Consider the following 18,524-nt stretch of genomic DNA (forward strand, 5'->3'; position numbering starts at 1 on the left):
GAAGCCGAGCCGTTCCTTCACGTAATATAACGTGAGAAGCGCCGGCTGCCGCGGAACGTTGTCCAGATCGTGACGTTGGTCCCGACCGCCATCTGGTCGAAGCGCAATGACACCTTCTGCCCTGCACAAGCTCAAAAGCCTCGGCTACCTGACCTCGACGGCGAGCGTGTTCCTTCTCGCGGCGGTCAGTTGGTCGAGCGCGCAGAAGAGCACGCTCCTTACCGGCCTGTTGCTCGGCGGCGCGGCCACTTCGATCATCGGCATGTTCTGCCGCTGGCTTTCCTACGAGATCGAGAAGCGGCAAAAGAAAAGATGATCGGCGGGACTGCCCCTACGGGCGCGTCGGGAAAAGCGGATCGGCAGTCGGCCGCGACGATCGGATCCGAGGCGGGTGCCGCATTTCGCGAACCAGTTCCTCTTCCTTGACGAGACCGCTCTGGAACAGCCGCACCAAAGTTGCGGCCCGCCCTTCCAGGTCACCCTTGTTCGCGCCCGGCGGCATTGTTGCCGCAAGGACCCGCTCAAGCATCGTCATGTCGCTTGGCGAAAGAAAATCGAAGCTTTTGGCAAGCATCCCAACCTCCAAATCGGGGCGGGAGCACGATCGTCGCTCACAGCCGCCGGCGCCCGTATCATTGGCCGGCGGTTCGAACAAAGTAGACCTTCCCGGCCGCATGTCCAATCACGTTTCCGATCTCCGGGAACGCTGCTCGGAGGGCCATGCAACGGCTTGAACTTTGTGCCGTCACGTCCTATGTTCCGGATGCCGTCGCAAGACGGCTATGGTGCTAAACCGGCTGTGCAATAGGCGTTCCGGACGCGGTTTCGAAACCGCCACCTCCACTGACAGTCCAGGGCCAAGGGCGTGACGCCGGAAATGGCCTGTCATTGGGGGTGAAATGGGATCGACGGTCGTTGAAAGACAGTTCGCTGTACCCGGCATTGTACCACCGTTATCGGGCTAAACCTATAGTTGCCAACGACAACTATGCTGAGGCACGTCTCGCTGCTTAATGCGGTGCGATAGTCTCGAATTAAGTCCTGTGGGTTAGCACCTTCAGGCGGGGTTCGGAGGCACCTGGCAACAGAAGCCTCCACTTCTCTCCCATTTTCCTATCCTGACCTTGCGGTTCGTTGTGACGGTGCATTCGCCCGCGCACCCGACCGCTCACCGTCGCAATTCCTTCTTCAAAGGACGTTCGCCATGTCCAACGGAACGGACACCCTCTTCGTGCTGACCGGCGGGCCGGGCGCCGGCAAGACCACGCTGATCGAAGCGCTTGCCGATGCCGGACACGCCACCTGCCCGGAGGCAGGCCGCGGCATCATCCGCGACCAGATGACGGTGGACGGCGCGGCCCTGCCCTGGAAGGATCCGGCGCTGTTCGCCGAGATGATGCTGTCGTGGGAACTGCGCTCCCATCATGCCGCGGCCGGCCGCGAGCGGCCCGTGTTCCTCGATCGCGGCGTGCCGGACGTGATCGGCTACCTGCTTTTGTGCGGCCTACCCGTGCCGGCGCATATGTGGACGGCGGCCGAACGCTTTCGCTACAATCCGACAGTCTTCGTCGCGCCGCCCTGGCGCGCGATCTACCGCCAGGACGGCGAACGCCGGCAGACGTGGGACGAAGCCGTGCGCACCCGCGACCTGATGGTCGAAACCTGGCACGGGCTCGGCTATCGGACGATAGCGCTGCCCTGCGCGCCGGTCGAGGAAAGGCTGCGGTTCGTTCTCGGAGAGACAGGCCTGGAGCACCGCTCATAGAAAAGGCCGGAAATGTCCGGCCTTTCCCTGGTCGCCGTCGACGCGAGCGGCTACTCTGCCGGCACGTCCGCGACCCGCCGGACTCGGCCGAGCGACAGGTGCGCGATGGTGAAGGAGATCACGGCGCAGATCGCGATTCCGGCCACCATAGGCAGCGGCGTGCCGTCGAAGAAGATGCCGGCCACGCCCATCGCCAACGCGCCGATGGCGAGTTGCAGTGTTCCCATGAGCGCCGAGGCGGTGCCGGCGATCTCGCCCTGCTCCTCCATCGCCAGCACCGAGGTAGAAGGAATGACGAGACCGACGAAGCCGTAGCCGACGAACAGGAAGGCTGCCATCACGGGCAGCGAGTCCACGCCGGACGCCATGACCGCGAACAGGGCCACCATGACCGTCGCATAGCCGGTGACCGCGACGCGGACCACGCGCATCAGCCCGAACCGCTCCGACAGGAAGCCGGTGAGCTGCGACATGGCGAAGAACGACACGGCATTGACCGAGAAGAACAGGCTGTAGGCCCGCGAGGACATGCCGTAGTGATCGATGATGACGAAGGACGAGTTCGACAGGTAGACGAAGAAGGAGGAGATCGCGAAGGAGGAGATGGCGGTCAGCCCGAGGAAGGAACGGTCGCCCATCAGCGTCCAGTAGCCGCGCAGGGCCCCGCCCAGCGTCGAGCCCGCCCGCGCCTCCGCGGGGCGCGTCTCCTTCAGCGAGGTGGCGAGCAGGACCATGCCGATGACGCCGGCGATCGTCACCGCCCAGAACACGCCGCGCCAGCCGAAAGCGTCGATGATGAGCGAGCCGGTCAGCGGCGCCAGGATCGGCGAGATCGAGAACACCAGCATCAGCATCGACATCAGCCTGGCGGCCTCCGTGCCGGTGTGCAGGTCGCGCACGATGGCGCGCGGCACCGTCATGCCGGCGCAGGCGCCCAGCCCCTGGATGAAGCGGAACAGGATCAGCCATTCGACCGTCGGCGACAACGCCGCGCCGACGCTTCCGGCCAAAAACATCGCCAGGCCGACATAGAGCGGCGGCTTGCGGCCGAACATGTCCGCTAGCGGGCCGACGAGAAGCTGGCCGAAACCGATGGTCAGGAAGAAGATCAGCAGCGTCATCTGCACCGCGCCGGGGCTGGCGGCAAGGTCGCCGCCGATCGAAGGCAGCGCCGGAAGATACATGTCGATGGCAAATGGGCCGACGGCGGACAAAAGGCCGAGAACGACCGCGATGCGGAACAGTTTCGTATTCATGGCGCTGGCTTCTTTGCAGTTAGGATGGCGTCTACGGCAGAGCTCGCCCTGCCTGCGGCTTCAATCCCGAGGACGCTTCTTCCGAGGTAATTCCGACACAGAGGTCGAGATCATCTTCATACATATTTTTAGACATGCTTGTCCAAATCGTCAATCAGGCCTATACAGAATTCCCATGAATGCGCCCCACGCTCCTGACAGCTTCCCGCCACGCGGCCACGAGGCCAAGCGCGCCTCGATCATGGATGCGGCTTGTTCGGTGTTCTGCCGGGAGGGGTTCGCGGGCGCCAATATCGATCTGATCGCCGCCGAAGCCGGCGTCTCGCGCCAGACCGTCTACAACCATCACGGCGACAAGGAAAAGCTCTTCGTGGCCGTAGTGCGCGACCTGACCGAGCGCTGCAATGCCGGCATCTTCACCACGCTCGCCAGCTTCCCGGATCGGCCGGCCGCTATCGAGGCCGACCTCGTCCGCTTCGCCGTGTGCATGAACCGCAACTGCCTGTGCAATCGCGACGGCAAGGCGCTGCGCAAGCTCATCCAGGCCGAGGGCGAGCGCTATCCCGAACTATTCGCCGTCTGGCGCGAACAGGGTCCCGGTCGCACTTGGCCGGCGCTGGCGGCGCGTTTCGCTCGGCTCGCGCTGGCCGGCCATCTGGCCCTGGACGATCCCGACATCGCCGCGCGCCATTTCATGGCGCTCGTCAATGCGGAATTGCAGACCACCTTCATGCTGGGCGGCACGCCGACGGAAGACGAAGTGCTGCAATCGGCCCGCAACGGCGTCCGTGCCTTCCTGCGCGCCTACGGCGGACGCGAGGCGGGCGCGCACCGGTCCGAAGCCGCCGCTTCCTGACCGGATTTTTTTCGTCCAGCCGGCAAAATGCCCCTCGCCGCGGCGATGCGCCCGTCTATATGCGGTTTACGCAGCCGCGAAGCTTGATTACAGCTATGCGGACGATTCAAGGGAAGTGCTGGACGCCGCATGGCCGACGACCAAATCCGCTACGACATCCTGGCCCAGGAAGCCCTGCGCGGCGTGATGCGCAAGGTTTTGGCCGAGGTGGCGCGCACCGGCCTGCCCGGCAACCACCACTTTTTCATCACCTTCCTGACCGGCGCGCCCGGCGTGCGCATCTCCGGCCGCCTGCGCGAGCGCTATCCCGAGCAGATGACCATCGTCATCCAGTTCCAGTATTGGGACCTCAAGGTCACCGACACCGGCTTCGAGGTAGGGCTGTCCTTCTCCGACGTACCCGAGAAGCTGGAGATCCCGTTCTCCGCCGTGCGCGGCTTCTACGACCCGTCGGTGAATTTCGAGCTCGAATTCGACGTCAAGGCCGAGGAGGCCGATGGCGAAGACGAGGAGGAGCCGGCCGCGCAAGGCCCGGTCGCGATCGCGCCGGAGAAGAAGGCGCCGGTGCGCAAGAAACAGGCAGAAGCCGACAAGCCCGACCAGGGAAAGGCCGAGGACGGCGACGCAGCCCCCAACAAGGGCGCCGATGTGGTCTCCCTCGACGCTTTCCGCAAGAAATAGCCTGTTCCCCGTGGCCGAGATCGTCAACCTGCGTCTCGCCCGCAAGCAGAAGGCCCGCGCCGACAGAGCGCGTGCCGCCGACGAGAACCGCGCCGCCTTCGGCCACAGCAGGCAGGAGCGGGAGCGCGCGCAACGGCTCGCCGAGCAAGCCGAACGAACCCTCGACGGGCATCGCCGCGAACCCGGCGACGCGAAGACGTGAGCCTCGTCGCCAAGCGCTCCGTCACCATCCGCGGCCACCGCACAAGCTTTTCGCTGGAACAGGCCTTCCTCGACGAGTTGCAGGCGATCGCGGCGGCGCGCTCCGTCACGCTGGCCGCGCTCGTCGCCGAGATTGACGAAAACCGCCCACGCGAGGCCAATCTGTCCTCGGCGCTCAGGCTTTACGTGCTGGAACGGGTGAAAACCGGTAGGGCGGAGAGGCCGGACTGAGTCCTGCTCACTGCGTGTCGAAAACGGCACCGTCCATCGAGAAAGGCAAGAGCGTCTTTCCCTCCGGCACCGCCGGCGGCCGCGATGGCGGCAGCGGCGCGCGCTGGATATCGGGAGCGGGCTGCGTTGCCTGCCTTGCCTTTTCGGCCGCGGCCTTGGCTTCGGCGTCCGCCTTGGCCTTCGCTTCGGCATCGGCCTTCGCCCTGGCGTCGGCTTCCACCTGTGCCTCGGCCTGGGTTTTCGCCTGTGCGTCGGCCGCAGCCTGCCGCGCCCGCTCGCGCGCCTCCTGCTCGGCCTTCACGCGCATCTCCTCGAGCAGGCGGTGCTCTTCCGCCTTGTCGCGCGCGTCCTGCAGGGAAGCGTAGTAGCGCGCCTCGCGCCTCAGCCGCTGTTTCTCCAGGAGCGCGGCCTGCATCGCCTCAACGCGCCGCTGCTCCTTCTCCAGCGCGCGCTGGGTCAGGAATTGCGCCAGCGGACCGGTATCAAGGGTGCGGACCGTCTCCCCCGGTTGCCCCGACACGGTGAAACTGACGGCAGGCTCGGAACCGACCAGCGCTTCGTCGCCCGGCCGGTAGGTGATGGCGCCTTCGGCCCGAATATCGCCCGTCGCGAGATCGGCGCTGAGGCTGGTCGAGATGGCGGCGGCCGGATTCTGCAAGGTCAGCGGCGGCGCGCGCACGACGCCGTTGGCGACCGTGAAGGCGATATCGGCATCGGCGGCGGCGAAAGCGCCCGCCGTGGCGAGAGAAGGCGCGAAGGCGGCCGTCCTGGCGGCATCGATATCGCGGCCGATCCTGTCGGCCTGGCCGATGATGGCCGGCAGCGCGTCCGGCTTCAGGCCGGCGATGGTCAGCCCCTTCGTCGCGGCCGTGCCGGAACCGGAGAGCGACGCCATCATGGAATCGACCGACTTGCCGCTGCTCGACAGGGCGGCCGACGCCGTGACGGAGCCGGTCAGGCCGGCGTCCGGCAGCGCCGTCGCGATGTCGGCGCCGGTAAGGGAGAACTGGCCGTTGAACAGGCCGGTGCCGTCGTTGTTCTTCAGGTCGAACAGGCCGGCGAAGGCGCCGCCGAACAGCGTCGCCTTCATGTCGGAGACATGCACGCCCTGTGCGTCGAGTGCCAGGTGCAGGGCCGCATCATAGGCGGTCGCAACGGCACCGGCGGTCATCGAACCGGCGGTGAGGTCGAGTTCGGCACTCAGCGGCGCTCCGGATTTCCGCGAGAACGGCGTGGTCGGCCAGTCCTTGCCGTTGCCTGAAAAGGCGGCGTCGCCATAGAGCATGGCGGCGAACTGGCCGAGGTCGAGTTCGTCCAGCGCCAGCGCGCCGGTCAGATGCGGCTGGCCCTGCCTGAGCTCGGCGTTGATGTCGCCCGACACCGCCGCCTCGTTGACAGCGCCGTCGAGGCGCGACAGCACCAGCAGGCCGTTGGCATAGTCGGCGTCGGCGGAGAGCGAAAGCGAGGTGCCGGTGCCCATACCCGGCAGCGCGACACCCGTGGTCATCAGCCAGGGTTCGATGTCGGCGGCGTCGAGGCTGGCCTTGCCGCGCGCGGCCGGTCCCTGCGCCGTTTCGGACACGGTGCCGTCGAACCGCGCCTTGAAATCCTGACCTGTAACGCTGAAAGCGGTGGCGAGGCCGCCGGCCAGGGTGCCCTTGGCGGACAGGTCCGTGGTTGCCTGCCCCACAAGACCGAGCGGCAGCGCCGGCAGGCCGTAGAGCGCCAGCAGCGCCGTCGCATCGTTGTTACTGGCGGTGAACGTCGCCGTCAGCGCCGCATCGAGCGGCCGGTCCGGCTTGCCCTGCCCCGAAAGCGAGGCGGAAAGCGCCGAGCCGCCGGCATTGCCCTTTGCCGAAAGCGCCAGCCCCGTCGTGCCGTCGTCATTGTCGGCAACGCTCGCCACGAGATCTATTCGCGCATCCTTCAGCAGGTCGGGATAGGCCCGAATGCGCTGGGCGAGCCCCTCGATCGCCGCATTGCCGGCGTAGCGATGGGCTGCCATGTCGACCAGCGGCGCGAGATCGACGGCGATCACCGACGCATCGAGATTGCCGGTCGGCTTCGACGGGAAATCCCGGATGCGGCCGGTGGCGCTGATCTCGGCGCCGGCAAGCCCGCCCACCGAGAGCCGGTCTATCTCCAGCACGCCACTGCGCAGCCTCAGTGCGGTGTCCACCGTATCGGCGGTCAGGCCGGCGACGGCCACCGGGCCGGCCTTGACCTGGAAATCGAGGTCGCTGTCGGCGAAGCGGTTGGCGCCCTTGTCGGAAACGAAGAGCGAGGCGAAGGCCGTCAACCCCTCGACATCCATCTCCCCGCCTTCCAGCCGCATCTCGACCGAGGGTCTGGAATCGGCCGGCTCGGTCGCATCGACATGGCCCCTGAACTTCGCCTTGCCGAGCACGAGTTCGAGATCGGAGAAGGTCTGGCGCGTGTCGGTGAGGTCCACCTTGGCATTGAAGCCCGCTGCCGGCAGGCGGCGGATCGCCTCGTCCACGTCCTTGGACAGCCATGCCGCGAAGCCGGACGGTTGGGCTACGGCAAGCAGCAGCGAGCCGGAAAAGCCGAATGTCTCGTTGACATTGAGAAGGCCGCTGGCTTCCAGCCGGGTACGGCCGGGCAGCATGGCGGCCAGCGATTTTATGCCCCAGCCGCCCGGCGCCGGCTCCGCAGCGAGCCTGACGTCGCGGATGGTGGTGTCGCCAGCGAGCACGGCGGGTAGCGTCACATCGATGGAGCCGGGAATGGTGGGGCGCGGCAGGTCGCGCAACGCCCGCTCCAACGCCGCGACCCGCTGGGCGAGCGTGAAGGCGCCCTCGCCCGTCTTGCCCACCGCCTCGTCGAACTCGACCTGCGCGCCAGTCGCCTCGATTGCGAAGCGCGGCCTGGCGCCGAGATCGACCGAGGCCTTGCCATCGGCCGTGTAGGGATCATCCAGCGGCCCGGTCTCGAAACGAAACCGGTCGATCGCGAATGTGCGGTGGTTCAGCCTGAAATCGCCACTCAGGCGAAACGAAGGGGCGCCCGCGCCGCTTGCCTTGACCGTCTCGCCGGGACTGGTGCCCCGCAGTTCGACCTTGTTCCTGTCCTCACCTGTGATCCTGACTTTACCCGAATAGGCGAGCGCGCCGTTCTCCAGACCGGCCTTTCCTTCGGTCTCGATGGCCAGCGGATAGGCTTGCGGATCGATATGCAATCTCAGCCCGACGCTGCCCGATCCATCGGCGCGGCCCGTAGAGGCGGAGACCTTCGTCGCCAGGCCGTCGAGGTCCAGCGCCCCGTCCATGCGCCAGGGGCCGGCGAGCGTCTTTGCCGACACCACAGCGTCGATATGCGACAGCCGATGAGTGCGCCCGCCGGCGGCGTGGCGAAGCGTCACCTCGCCGTCCGTCACGGTCAGCTTCTCGATCGTCACCTGGCCGGGATCGAAAGGCGACGAGGGCCGCACCGTCCAGTCCACGGTGCCGTCGGCGGCCACGTCGATCATGGCTTTCGGCTTGACCAGCCGCATGTCGAAGATCAGCGCCTCGCCGCGCAGGAAAGGCGCAAGCTCGGCGTCCATGGAGAAGGTATCGACCGTCATCGCCGGCTGGCCGTCCGGCCCGCCCGCCACCGACACGTCGGAAAAGGTCACTGAGGGGAACGGCAGCAGCCTCGCCTTGGCCGTGCCGTGCACGGTGACCCTGCGCCCGAGAACGGCGCTCGCCTCGCGTTCGAAATCGGACTTGTAGTTCGTCCAGTCGACGAACGGCGGCACCACCAGCGCCGCCAGCAGCACCAGCACCAGCAATCCGCCGACGATCACGAACAGGCGTGTAAGCATCACCCCGACTTAACTGATTGAAATCTCGGCTGCACTGTAGCGCGATCCGCATGTCGATAAAGTGGCAATTCAACCGAACCCCTTTGCTTTGCTCCGATCACAATTGGCGATCGCATAGGCGGTGCACCTCCCCACAAGGGGGAGGGGGACGCTGACACCGCCGATCCGGCAAATCGCCGATGGGGACAGGCCGTAGCGCGGCAGCAAAGTTCCCCTCCCCCTTGTGGGGTGGGGTATACCGGCATGGGCGATTGCCCAATCGTGAAAGCGAAGAACGCAGTTTCGCCGATATCGCCATCACTCCACCATCGGCCATATCTTGCCCGGATTGAGGATATTGTCGGGATCGAGCGCCGTCTTGATCTGGCGCATGACGTCGACGCCGTGGCCCATCTCGCGCGGCAGGAAACCGGCCTTGCCCTGGCCAATGCCATGCTCGCCGGTGCAGGTGCCGTCCATCGCGACGGCGCGCTCGTTCAGCCGCGCGACGAAGGTCTCGACCAGCGCGATTTCGGCAGGGTCATCCGGGTCCATCAGCGCCAGCGTGTGGAAATTGCCGTCGCCGGCGTGACCGACGATCGGCGCGATCAGGCCCATTTCGGCGATGTCGGCCTCGGTCTCGGCGACGCATTCGGCGAGCCGCGAGATCGGCACGCAGACATCGGTGGACAGCCCCTTGGCGCCCGGCCTCAACGTCAGCGAGGCCCAGTAGGCGTCGTGACGGGCCTTCCACAGTTTCGCGCGCTCCTCGGCGACGGTCGTCCACAGGAACGGCCCGCCGCCGTTCTCCTCCGCGATCATGCCGAACATCTCCGCCTGCTCGGCGACGCCCGCGTCGGAGCCGTGGAATTCCACGAACAGGCATGGGCTCTCGGGATAGTCGAGCTTCGAATAATTCTTCATGGCGCGCATCTGCAACGCGTTGACCAGTTCGATGCGGGCGACCGGGATGCCCATCTGGATGGTCTGGATCACCGCCCGCGACGCCGCTTCCAGGGTCGGAAACGGGCAGACGCCGCCCGAGATCGCCTGCGGGATGCCTTGCAGGCGCAGCGTCAGCGCGGTGATGATGCCGAGCGTGCCTTCCGAGCCGACGATGAGGCGCGTCAGGTCGTAGCCGGCCGAACTCTTCTTCGCACGCCGGCCGGTGACGACGGTCTCGCCATTGGCCATCACGGCGGTCAGCGACAGAACGTTCTCGCGCATGGTGCCGTAGCGCACGGCGTTGGTGCCGGAGGCGCGCGTGGCGGCCATACCGCCCAGAGAGGCGTTGGCGCCTGGATCGATCGGGAAGAACAGGCCGGTGTCGCGCAGATAGCGGTTCAGGTCCTCGCGCGTGACGCCCGGTTCCACCGTGCAATCGAGGTCGTCGGCATTGACCTCGACGACGCGGGCCATGCGGCCGGTGTCGAGCGAGATGCCGCCGCCCGGCGCGTTGACGTGCCCTTCCAGCGACGAGCCGGTGCCGAAGGCAATGACCGGCACACGGTGGGCGGCGCAGGCGCGCACCACCTCCTGCACTTCCTCGGTCGATTCGGGCCACACCACGCCGTCCGGCGGCTGGTTGGGGATGTAAGTGGTGGTATGGGCGTGCTGCTCGCGCACCGACTGGCCGGTCTGGAAACGCTCGCCGAAGCGCTGCTTGAGCACGCCGAGCACGGCCGCGATGCCTTCCTCGTTGCGCCGGACGGGCTGCAGGTCGCTCAGAGCCATGAATTCCTCCGCGAATGGGCCAGCGCGGCCCTTGTTCTCAAACTACCAATGCGTAGTCTCACCAGCCGCCGGCCTTGTCCAGCCGGACTTGCAAAGGATTTGCCCATGACGATCGCCGCCCCCTTCGTCTCCCGCGTCATGACCATCGAGAAGGACTGGATCGACTACAACGGCCATCTCAACATGGCCTACTACAACGTCCTGTTCGACCGCTGCTCCGACGATGCCTTCGAGGCGATGGGGCTGGGCCCCGCCTACGCGAAGGAGCGGCGCCTGACCATCTACACGGCCGAAGTGCATGTCTGCTACGTGCAGGAAATCCACCTCGACCACCCGGTCGTCGTCTCCTTCCAGCTTCTCGACCATGACGAGAAGCGGCTCCGCTTCTACCAGGAGATCCGCCACGCGACCGAAGGCTGGCTGGCGGCCACGTCCGAGCAACTGTCGCTGCATGTCGACATGGCCGGTCCGAAAGTGGCGCCCTTCCCCGCCGACATCATGGCGAAGGTGGAGGCGATGCGCGCCGCCCATGCCGCGCTGCCGATGCCCGAGCGGGCCGGCCGCTCCATCGGCATCCGCCGCAAGACGACATGAAATCGTCGTAGCGCAATCCCGCGCTGGCGCCGATGCGGGCCGTTAACCTTAACCGATCTTGAACGTGAACAAGTCCGCCTTGCGCATTGAACGAATCGGCCGATCGTCCGACACCGGTCATGTCGGGTGCACAAGCACGGGCGGCGGGTACCGAAAGCCGGAAAAAAGGCAGCCTGAAGACCTAACCATGAAGACCGATATCAATGAAGCTTCGGAACGGCTCGCAGCCGATTCGCGCATCACGGACTACGATTTCTGGCGATCCCTCAAGAATGTCGACAACGAGATATTCCAAATCGCCAACAGGAACGATCCCATTCCGATGGAGATGATCCGCTGGCGGGCGATCCTCAAGCAGGCGCGCTCCCGGCGTGGCTTAGCCTGAGCACGCCTAGGGCATTTCCGGCGAAAACAGAATCGCCTTCAATGCTCCATCTCTTTGTTTTTTTACAGTTCCGGACGCAAAACCGCTGCATACTTTGTCGGAATTGCTCCAAGCTCCGGCTCCGGCGGATCGGAACGCTAATCGGTCAGAATGCGAAGGCGGCGGTGGAGGCGATCGCCATCAGCACGGCAATGGCGATGAGCGCGGCGTAGATGCGCGGAAGATCGAACAGGATGGCGTGTCCCGCGATCCATGCCGCCGTCGAACCGCCGAGCGCCCACAGGAAACCGCTGCGGTGAGCGTAGACCAGATTGGCCGCCATCAGTCCACCGAGGATCAATGCCCCGAAAACGATGATCACGGCGATGGCCGCCTTGTCGAAATTGTCGTTCATGCGTCCTTCCCTGCGATCGTCCGGCGCCTGCGGCGAGCCGGACGGATGCCGACCAGACAGACTTACCTGACCATACGGGCCGGGCAAGATGAAAATGACAACAGGCCAGCGATGGCGTGGCCGGTGTGGATTTCCGGAGACGCTTTTGGAGGATCCGGCCGCGCCCCGGCGCCCTGAACGTGCGTGGCGGCCGGCAACAGGGCAAGGCTCGCAGGCCGCGACAGGGGTTAGCCTAGTTTCTCCTTGAGGAAATCGATCGTGCGCTTCCAGGCGAGGTCGGCCGCCTTCTTGTCGTAGCGGGCGGCGGAGGTGTCGTTGTTGAAGGCATGGTTCGCGCCCTCGTAGACATAGACCGTGTACTGCTTGTGATTGTCGTCCAGCGCTTTCTTGTAAGCGTCGATGCCTGCGTTGATGCGCGTGTCGAGCCCGGCGTAATGGAGCAGGAGCGGCGCGTGGATCTTCGCCACGGCGGCCGGGTCTTTCGGTTGCGCGCCGTAATAAGCCACCCCCGCATCGAGGTCCGGCGCGTTGACGGCCAGCATGTTCACCTGCCCGCCGCCCCAGCAGAAGCCGACGGCGCCGACCTTGCCGTTGCCGCCGTCGATCGTCTTGAGATAGGCGACGGCGGCGACGTCGTCAGCGATCGGCTGGGCGGGGTCGAACTTGGAGATCATGTCGCGCGCCTTGTCCTCGTCGGAAGGCGTGCCGCCCTCGCCCGAAAGCAGATCGGGCGCCAGTGCGATGAAGCCTTCGAGGGCGACGCGACGGGCGACGTCGCGGATATGCTCGTTCAATCCCCGGTTCTCGTGAATAACGATGACGGCGCCCAGCTTGCCGCTGGCGTGCGCCGGCCGCACGAGGTAGCCTTTGATATCGCCTTTTCCGCCCGGATAGGTGATGTCCTCGGCCTTGATGCGGCTGTCGTCGGCCGCGACCTGCGCGGCAAGCGCCGAATTGGCGGCCAGCATCGGCGCGATGGCCGCTGCCGCAGCCCCCGAACCCGCCAGCTTCGTCAACCTGTCCATGAAACCGCGCCGGTCGAGCATCAGGTGGGTGTATTCGTCATAGGCGTCGATCATCGCCTGGGTGATCAGCGGCTTTTCCATCCCGGTCTCTCCTTCGCGCTCGTCGATCAAGATAGGGTGGCGTTCCGGCCCGTCGAGTCACGACGAAGTGAATGGCGCCGGCCAGGTTCCATCCTATGGATGAAACGGACAGGATCGCCCAAGCGCCAGAGAGGCGCCAAAAGGGGCATCAAGAGGAACGCCATGAACGTGCAGGATATCATCTACACCGTCTCCAACAAGGTCGATATCGACCCGGCGACGATGGAAAAGGTCGTCGGCACCCTCTTCTCGGTGCTGCAACACGAGGCGCAGGGCACCAGCGCCGAAGACCTGTTCGCCAAGCTGCCCGGTTCGCTCGAACTGGCGCAGAAATACGATGTGATGGCGGCCGGCGCGGCCTCGTCCGACGGCGGGCTGCTCGGCTCGCTCACCTCGGCGCTTGGCGGCGCTCTCGGCGAAAAGACCGGCGCGCTGGTCAACGGCATCTCGGTGCTGGAAGCATCGGGCCTGACGCTGGACCAGATTCGACAGGCCGGCACGGTTCTGGTGGAGCAGGCGAAAGCGGCCGCCGGCCCCGCTGTCGTCGACCAGGTGCTGGCCGACGTTCCGAGCCTGAAAAGCCATCTGGAGCTTTAACCGCTACCGCGTTTCAGAAGGGCACACCCCGCCCTAGAAGACCATCGTCGCTTACAACGTCGGTTCCGGGCCGACGCGCAAGGCTATGCGCGAAGTGCCCCTCCGAATTCGAGGCGCTCGCCTTGTAATAAACGTAATTATGACCTATGTTCACAAAGTCGATCTTGTTGACGAACTTTGTTTTGCGCTGCGGCGCCTCGACGATTTTCTTTCTCAAAGTCGAATTATGACGGCGTTTGGCATTCGGTCAGACGACCAATTTCTATACATATTTGAAAGGAAATCGCCATGAATACTGGAACGGTAAAGTTCTTCAACGCCGCCAAGGGTTTCGGCTTCATCGAACAGGGTGGCGGCCAGCCGGACGTATTCGTCCATATCTCTGCGGTCGAGCGCGCCGGCATGCGCAGCCTCATCGAGGGTCAGAAGGTCAGCTTCGACGTCGTGAACGACAGCCGGAGCGGAAAGAGCGCCGCGGAAAACCTACAGGCGGCGTAACGAGAGACGCGCTCTGCCGTTGACCACGGATGTACTGGCAGCGGCGCCAGGGCGCTCAAGAGAAGGTCGGGGTCTGCTCCGGCCTTTTTTATTTCAAGCCGACTTTTCTTTCCAAGGGAGAACCAAATTGCGGAAGTCCCCCCTAGCTGAAGGCGTCTTCAAGCCGAAGCCAACCGCGATCGAGACCCGCCACGATGCCACCAACAGGGCGGCGCGGCAGATCATCGGCAGCGAAGCGTCGGCGCGAGAGGCCAAGACCGAGCGCCTCAAGGCGGCAAGGCTGGCTCGCGATGCCAAGCGCGCAAAGAGCGTCCCCGCCAGCAGGATCGTCGCACAGCGCAAGCGAGCGTCGTCGAAAGGTGCCGTGCCTCTCCAAAATGAAGAGGCTGGCCATGCCTAATTCCTATCTGACGTCCACAGACATGGATTTGATCGAGCGCCTGCTGGCTGTGTCTCGTGAATTGCCGCTCGACGACGAGCGGGAAAAGACAAGAGCGCGGTTCCTTGTCGAATGTTTCGAAGAGGGAATGACAGAAGAAGACGATCTGAAACGGGCATTGCAGGACCGTTTGACAATTGCCGATGCCAGTCTTCTGCCTGAACCTGGAATGCTGTCGAAACTCTATCGGCTTCTGTCAGCGCATCGCGACGGGAAAGCCGTCGTGGAACCCGACGACGGCGTCGACGAAGCGCAGCGGCGCATCGACAACGACACGGACGGAACCAGACGGCGGGCAAACGAACTCAAGAACCGGCACCACTTGCACTGACCGCCGGCTCCGTCCCTCTTATTCGCGGCGCACCGCTGGCTGCGCGAAACACCGTCATGGCGGCATGCCGGACGGGAGACGGAGGCCTTGACGATCGAGATCCCAAACGATAGCCATCCGTTCGCAGCCGCCGGTCCGGCGCTGCCGTAGGCGTTACCGTCATCCAACGCACCTTCGTCGGGGAGGTCCCTGCGGGGAGACCCCGGTCAGAAAGGTGCCACGGTATGCCCGAACTTCCACATCAAACGGTTGCTTGCGTCGTCGCGCCGGCGCTTTGCGTTTGGCCCTGCCCTTCACATATCTCCGGTCGTGCCTCGCGCGGCTGCCGTGGCCTTTCCCAACTCAACCGAACGGAAAGGCATGAGCCATGAAAACAACCGGCAACACCATCCTCATCACCGGCGGCACCAGCGGCATCGGCCGTGCGCTCGCCGAAGCCTTTCATGCACGCGGCAACCGCGTGGTCATCACCGGGCGACAACAGGCGCTCATCGATACCGTCACGGCGGAATTTCCCAGCATGGGCGGGATTTTGCTCGATGTCGACGATCCCGCCTCGGTAACGCGGCTGGTGGAAGAGGCGCGCAGCCGCTTTCCCGATCTCAACGTGCTGATCGCCAACGCCGGTATCTCCCGCACGGAAGACATGACGTCCGACGGCTGGGACGCCTCGGATGCCGAGGCGGTCGTCCAGACGAATATCCTCGGCGTCCTGCGCCTCACGGCCGCGCTGCTGCCGCTCCTCAAGCGGCAGGCGGACGCAACGATCATGGCGACCAGCTCCGCCCTCGCCTTCGTGCCGCGCGCCGACTTCCCGGCTTATTGCGCCAGCAAGGCGTTTCTGCATTCATGGCTGCAGTCGTTGCGTCATCAGCTTCGCAGCATTCCCGTCGAGGTGCTCGAACTCTCGCCGCCCTATGTGCAGACGAAGCTGACAGGCGCGGGTCAATTGGCCGATCCGCGCGCCATGCCGCTCGACACCTATGTCGCAGAGGTGATGCGGATGCTGGAGGCTAAAGACCATCCCCGCGGCGAACTGCTGCTGGAGCGCGACAACGCCCGCCGCTGGGCAGAGCGCGACGGCACCTACGAGGCCGTATTCGCAATGTTGAATCCCGGCTGACGGTCTTGGTGCGGCAAGGCGGCCGGCAAGACATGGCTGAACCAAAACAAATATGAGTACGGAATCTGGCCGGCTACGGCCGCTTCACTCCTGTGGCAGCCGAGTTCACATAGGTCGAGCTGATCCATGGTCATCCTCGTCATTCCGGGGCCGCAGAGCGGAACCCGGAACGACGGGCAGTTGTGATCCTGCTATCGAAGCGGCTCACTTCCCCAGCGTCCACGCCATGACGTAGTCGCCGGCCTTGGTGCCGATGGAGCCGTGGCCGCCGGCGACGATGAGGACGAACTGCTTGCCGTCCGAGGTCGTGTAGGTCATCGGCGTCGACTGGCCGCCGGCGGGCAGTCGCGCGCGCCAGAGCTGTTTTCCGCTGGTGAGGTCGTAGGCGCGCAGGTAGTCGTCCACGGCCGCGCCCAGGAACGCGACGCCGCCGGCGGTGATCATCGGCCCGCCGATGCCGGGCACGCCGACCTTGAAGGGCAGCGGCAGCGGCGTCATGTCCATCACCGTGCCGTTGCGGTGCTTGTAGGCGATCTTGCCGGTCCTGAGGTCCGCACCCGCGACATAGCCCCAGGGTGGCGTTTGGCAGGGAATGCCGAGCGGCGACAGGAACGGCCCCATGACAACGGCGTAGGGGGCGCCCTCGTTGCGATTCAGCCCCTGCTCCGAGCCACGCCCGTTGTCCGGCGGCGGCACCTGGTCGCGCGGGATCAGCTGCGACTTGAAGGCGAGATAGGTCGGCATGGCGAACAGCACCTGGCGGACCGGATCGACCGCCACGCCGCCCCAGTTGAAGGTGCCGAAATTGCCGGGATAGACCAGTGTGCCCTGCAGCGACGGCGGCGTATAGCGACCCTCGTAGCGCAGGCCGTGGAACTCGATGCGACAGGCGAGTTGGTCGAACATGGTGATGCCCCACATGCTCTTGCCCGTCAGCGGCTTCGGATTGAAGGAAAGCGCCGATTCCGGCTGCGTTGGCGCGGCCTTGTCCTCGGGAATCGTTCCGCCCGGCGCCGGCACTTCCTTCACCGGGACGATCGGCTTGCCGGTCTCGCGATTGAGCACATAAATGTCGCCCTGCTTGGTCGGGCCGACCAGCGCCGGTACGACGCCGATCTCGGTGGTGATATCGACAAGCGAGGGCTGCGCCGGCACGTCCATGTCCCAGAGGTCGTGATGAACGGTCTGGCGCACCCAGCGTAGCTTGCCCGTGGCCAGGTCCAGGGCGACGATGGACGACGAGAATTTCTCCACGTTCGCGCTGCGGCCCATGCCGAGCTGGTCGGGCGTCTTGTTGCCGAGCGGAATGTAGACGAGGCCGAGCTTCTCGTCGGCGCTGGCGGTCGACCACATGTTGGGCGAGTTGTGCGTGTATTCCTGGCCGGCGGGCAACGGCGCGGTCTCGTCGGGATTGCCCGAATCCCAGTTCCAGACCAGTTGGCCGCTGTTCACGTCGAAGGCGCGGATGACGCCGGACGGCTCCTCGGTCGAATAATTGTCGTTGACCGCGCCGCCGACGATGATTTTGCCGCCGGCGATCAGCGGCGCCGAGGTGGAATAGTAGTAGCCGGCCTTCGGATAAGGCATGTTCGCCATCAGGTTCAACGTGCCGTTTCCGGCGAAGCCAGGGCACACCTGCCCGGTCGCGGCGTCCAGCGCTATGAGGCGTGCATCCGAGGTCGGCAGGTAGACGCGCTCGGCGCAGGCGCTTCCGGCGGCAGCCGTGGCGTCATGGTAATAGGCGACGCCGCGGCAGGTCTGGTGCTGGCGCTGGTTTTGCTCGCCGACCTTCGGGTCGAAGCGCCATTTCTCCTTGCCGGTAGCGGCGTCCACGGCGATTGCCCAATTGTGCGGGGTGCACAGGTAAAGCGTGTCGCCCACCTTCAGCGGAGTCACCTGATAGGTGGTCTCGGTCACGTCGTTCGGGCCGCGGATGTCACCGGTGCGGTAGGTCCAGGCAGGCTTGAGCTTGGCGACGTTGTCGACCGTGATCTGGTCGAGCGGCGAATAACGCTGGCCGAACTGCGTGCGGCCGTAGAAATGCCATTCGCCGGCCGGGAAATCGCCGCCGAGATCGGGCGTCGCGGCGACCTTTTCGGTCGGCAACGCGCCGGCGATGTCATAGGGATCGGCCGACATCGAATAGCCGGCCACAGCCAGCGACGCGAGCACGGCGAAGATCAACGGCGCGCGGCCGTCGCGGCCCACCAGCTTCCTGCGCACCCAGGGTGTCAAAAGCCACAGCGCGACAAGAACGATGACGCCGCCGCGCGGGCCGAGCGACCACCAGTCGAAGCCCGCCTCCCACACCGCCCAGATCAGCGTGGCGATGACGACGGCCGCATAGAGCCACAGCGCGGCGGTGCGGCGGCGCCATATCAGCCACGCCGTCGCCAGGAAGGCCAACCCGGCGATCAGGTAATACCAGCTTCCGCCGAGCGCGATCAGCCAGCCGCCGCCTATGCCGAGATAAAGGCCGATGAGGACGAGGACGACGGCGGTGACGAGGATGGCCAAGGCGAACCTCC

General features: G+C 65.4%; 20 protein-coding genes and 1 other RNA gene. 14 read left to right on the forward strand and 7 right to left on the reverse strand.

Annotated elements, in window-relative coordinates; genetic code table 11:
* Nucleotides 1–106: 106 nt before the first annotated feature.
* Nucleotides 107–316, forward strand: coding sequence for a hypothetical protein (locus tag ABMA46_RS17205; protein ID WP_349001173.1), 210 nt, complete (start codon nt 107–109; stop codon nt 314–316).
* Nucleotides 317–331: 15 nt separating this feature from the next.
* On the opposite strand, the gene ABMA46_RS17210 is transcribed toward ABMA46_RS17205, so the two are convergent.
* The gene (locus ABMA46_RS17210; protein ID WP_349001174.1) at nt 332–655 is read right to left on the reverse strand and encodes a hypothetical protein; all 324 of its coding nucleotides are present in this window, start codon (nt 653–655) and stop codon (nt 332–334) included.
* Nucleotides 656–726: 71 nt separating this feature from the next.
* Here ABMA46_RS17210 and ssrA point away from each other — a divergent pair.
* Together ssrA and ABMA46_RS17220 are read left to right on the forward strand one after the other, a co-directional pair.
* Nucleotides 727–1,099: a transfer-messenger RNA gene (gene ssrA, locus ABMA46_RS17215) on the forward strand.
* A 105-nt stretch (nt 1,100–1,204) separates the two neighbouring features.
* A complete protein-coding gene (locus tag ABMA46_RS17220; protein ID WP_349001175.1) occupies nt 1,205–1,765 on the forward strand; it encodes an AAA family ATPase in 561 nt (186 codons plus the stop codon).
* 50 nt (nt 1,766–1,815) lie between these two features.
* Here ABMA46_RS17220 and ABMA46_RS17225 read toward each other — a convergent pair whose 3' ends face one another.
* Entirely contained in the window at nt 1,816–3,021 is a 1,206-nt protein-coding gene (locus ABMA46_RS17225; protein ID WP_349001176.1) for a multidrug effflux MFS transporter, read from the reverse strand.
* Nucleotides 3,022–3,196: 175 nt separating this feature from the next.
* Between ABMA46_RS17225 and ABMA46_RS17230 the strand changes: the two genes are divergently transcribed.
* The 4 genes from ABMA46_RS17230 (at nt 3,197) to ABMA46_RS17245 (ending at nt 4,990) form a co-directional block, all read left to right on the forward strand.
* Nucleotides 3,197–3,877: a TetR/AcrR family transcriptional regulator gene (locus tag ABMA46_RS17230; RefSeq protein WP_349001177.1), complete on the forward strand. Its 681-nt coding sequence runs from the start codon at nt 3,197–3,199 to the stop codon at nt 3,875–3,877.
* 129 nt (nt 3,878–4,006) lie between these two features.
* The gene (locus ABMA46_RS17235) at nt 4,007–4,558 is read left to right on the forward strand and encodes an SspB family protein (protein ID WP_349001179.1); all 552 of its coding nucleotides are present in this window, start codon (nt 4,007–4,009) and stop codon (nt 4,556–4,558) included.
* 10 nt (nt 4,559–4,568) lie between these two features.
* Entirely contained in the window at nt 4,569–4,760 is a 192-nt protein-coding gene (locus tag ABMA46_RS17240; protein WP_349001180.1) for a DUF4169 family protein, read from the forward strand.
* The gene (locus tag ABMA46_RS17245; RefSeq protein WP_349001181.1) at nt 4,757–4,990 is read left to right on the forward strand and encodes a ribbon-helix-helix domain-containing protein; all 234 of its coding nucleotides are present in this window, start codon (nt 4,757–4,759) and stop codon (nt 4,988–4,990) included. Before ABMA46_RS17240 ends, ABMA46_RS17245 begins: the two co-directional genes overlap by 4 nt.
* A 7-nt stretch (nt 4,991–4,997) precedes the next feature.
* Here ABMA46_RS17245 and ABMA46_RS17250 read toward each other — a convergent pair whose 3' ends face one another.
* Together ABMA46_RS17250 and ABMA46_RS17255 are read right to left on the reverse strand one after the other, a co-directional pair.
* Nucleotides 4,998–8,816 (reverse strand): AsmA family protein, encoded by a 3,819-nt coding sequence (locus ABMA46_RS17250; protein ID WP_349001182.1) that lies wholly within the window; start codon nt 8,814–8,816, stop codon nt 4,998–5,000.
* A gap of 297 nt (nt 8,817–9,113) precedes the next feature.
* Nucleotides 9,114–10,529, reverse strand: a complete 1,416-nt coding sequence (locus ABMA46_RS17255; protein WP_349001183.1) for an FAD-binding oxidoreductase — start codon at nt 10,527–10,529, stop codon at nt 9,114–9,116.
* A gap of 105 nt (nt 10,530–10,634) precedes the next feature.
* Between ABMA46_RS17255 and ABMA46_RS17260 the strand changes: the two genes are divergently transcribed.
* The gene (locus tag ABMA46_RS17260) at nt 10,635–11,123 is read left to right on the forward strand and encodes a thioesterase family protein (protein ID WP_349001184.1); all 489 of its coding nucleotides are present in this window, start codon (nt 10,635–10,637) and stop codon (nt 11,121–11,123) included.
* Nucleotides 11,124–11,187: 64 nt separating this feature from the next.
* On the forward strand, nt 11,188–11,508 hold the full coding sequence (locus ABMA46_RS17265; protein WP_349001186.1) for a hypothetical protein: 321 nt from the start codon (nt 11,188–11,190) through the stop codon (nt 11,506–11,508).
* A gap of 145 nt (nt 11,509–11,653) precedes the next feature.
* Here the strand turns inward: ABMA46_RS17265 and ABMA46_RS17270 are convergent, their stop codons facing one another.
* Together ABMA46_RS17270 and ABMA46_RS17275 are read right to left on the reverse strand one after the other, a co-directional pair.
* Entirely contained in the window at nt 11,654–11,902 is a 249-nt protein-coding gene (locus ABMA46_RS17270; RefSeq protein WP_349001187.1) for a hypothetical protein, read from the reverse strand.
* Nucleotides 11,903–12,129: 227 nt separating this feature from the next.
* Nucleotides 12,130–13,008: a dienelactone hydrolase family protein gene (locus tag ABMA46_RS17275; RefSeq protein ID WP_349001189.1), complete on the reverse strand. Its 879-nt coding sequence runs from the start codon at nt 13,006–13,008 to the stop codon at nt 12,130–12,132.
* Between the two features lie 162 nt (nt 13,009–13,170).
* Here ABMA46_RS17275 and ABMA46_RS17280 point away from each other — a divergent pair, with 162 nt between their 5' ends.
* The 5 genes from ABMA46_RS17280 (at nt 13,171) to ABMA46_RS17300 (ending at nt 15,996) form a co-directional block, all read left to right on the forward strand.
* Complete coding sequence (locus ABMA46_RS17280) at nt 13,171–13,605, forward strand: hypothetical protein (protein ID WP_349001190.1); 435 nt, start codon at nt 13,171–13,173, stop codon at nt 13,603–13,605.
* A gap of 288 nt (nt 13,606–13,893) precedes the next feature.
* Nucleotides 13,894–14,103 carry a cold-shock protein gene (locus tag ABMA46_RS17285; protein ID WP_349001192.1) on the forward strand — a complete coding sequence of 70 codons (210 nt, stop codon included), beginning with the start codon at nt 13,894–13,896 and terminating at the stop codon, nt 14,101–14,103.
* Nucleotides 14,104–14,230: 127 nt separating this feature from the next.
* On the forward strand, nt 14,231–14,503 hold the full coding sequence (locus ABMA46_RS17290; RefSeq protein ID WP_349001193.1) for a hypothetical protein: 273 nt from the start codon (nt 14,231–14,233) through the stop codon (nt 14,501–14,503).
* Nucleotides 14,496–14,873 (forward strand): hypothetical protein, encoded by a 378-nt coding sequence (locus ABMA46_RS17295; protein WP_349001195.1) that lies wholly within the window; start codon nt 14,496–14,498, stop codon nt 14,871–14,873. Before ABMA46_RS17290 ends, ABMA46_RS17295 begins: the two co-directional genes overlap by 8 nt.
* A 367-nt stretch (nt 14,874–15,240) precedes the next feature.
* Complete coding sequence (locus ABMA46_RS17300) at nt 15,241–15,996, forward strand: SDR family oxidoreductase (protein ID WP_349001197.1); 756 nt, start codon at nt 15,241–15,243, stop codon at nt 15,994–15,996.
* A gap of 204 nt (nt 15,997–16,200) precedes the next feature.
* Here ABMA46_RS17300 and ABMA46_RS17305 read toward each other — a convergent pair whose 3' ends face one another.
* Nucleotides 16,201–18,513: a glucose/quinate/shikimate family membrane-bound PQQ-dependent dehydrogenase gene (locus ABMA46_RS17305; protein ID WP_349001199.1), complete on the reverse strand. Its 2,313-nt coding sequence runs from the start codon at nt 18,511–18,513 to the stop codon at nt 16,201–16,203.
* Nucleotides 18,514–18,524 lie beyond the last annotated feature (11 nt).

Source organism: Mesorhizobium hunchu, assembly GCF_040081975.1.
Taxonomy (GTDB): Bacteria; Pseudomonadota; Alphaproteobacteria; order Rhizobiales; family Rhizobiaceae; genus Mesorhizobium; species Mesorhizobium hunchu.

Excerpts from the sequence above, each read along its gene's own strand:
- ABMA46_RS17205 (WP_349001173.1), top strand. The coding sequence starts at position 107 with ATGACACCTTCTGCCCTGCACAAGCTCAAAAGCCTCGGCTACCTGACC.
- ABMA46_RS17220 (WP_349001175.1), top strand. The coding sequence starts at position 1,205 with ATGTCCAACGGAACGGACACCCTCTTCGTGCTGACCGGCGGGCCGGGC.
- ABMA46_RS17225 (WP_349001176.1), bottom strand. The coding sequence starts at position 3,021 with ATGAATACGAAACTGTTCCGCATCGCGGTCGTTCTCGGCCTTTTGTCC.
- ABMA46_RS17230 (WP_349001177.1), top strand. The coding sequence starts at position 3,197 with ATGAATGCGCCCCACGCTCCTGACAGCTTCCCGCCACGCGGCCACGAG.
- ABMA46_RS17235 (WP_349001179.1), top strand. The coding sequence starts at position 4,007 with ATGGCCGACGACCAAATCCGCTACGACATCCTGGCCCAGGAAGCCCTG.
- ABMA46_RS17250 (WP_349001182.1), bottom strand. The coding sequence starts at position 8,816 with ATGCTTACACGCCTGTTCGTGATCGTCGGCGGATTGCTGGTGCTGGTG.
- ABMA46_RS17255 (WP_349001183.1), bottom strand. The coding sequence starts at position 10,529 with ATGGCTCTGAGCGACCTGCAGCCCGTCCGGCGCAACGAGGAAGGCATC.
- ABMA46_RS17260 (WP_349001184.1), top strand. The coding sequence starts at position 10,635 with ATGACGATCGCCGCCCCCTTCGTCTCCCGCGTCATGACCATCGAGAAG.
- ABMA46_RS17270 (WP_349001187.1), bottom strand. The coding sequence starts at position 11,902 with ATGAACGACAATTTCGACAAGGCGGCCATCGCCGTGATCATCGTTTTC.
- ABMA46_RS17275 (WP_349001189.1), bottom strand. The coding sequence starts at position 13,008 with ATGGAAAAGCCGCTGATCACCCAGGCGATGATCGACGCCTATGACGAA.
- ABMA46_RS17280 (WP_349001190.1), top strand. The coding sequence starts at position 13,171 with ATGAACGTGCAGGATATCATCTACACCGTCTCCAACAAGGTCGATATC.
- ABMA46_RS17285 (WP_349001192.1), top strand. The coding sequence starts at position 13,894 with ATGAATACTGGAACGGTAAAGTTCTTCAACGCCGCCAAGGGTTTCGGC.
- ABMA46_RS17295 (WP_349001195.1), top strand. The coding sequence starts at position 14,496 with ATGCCTAATTCCTATCTGACGTCCACAGACATGGATTTGATCGAGCGC.
- ABMA46_RS17300 (WP_349001197.1), top strand. The coding sequence starts at position 15,241 with ATGAAAACAACCGGCAACACCATCCTCATCACCGGCGGCACCAGCGGC.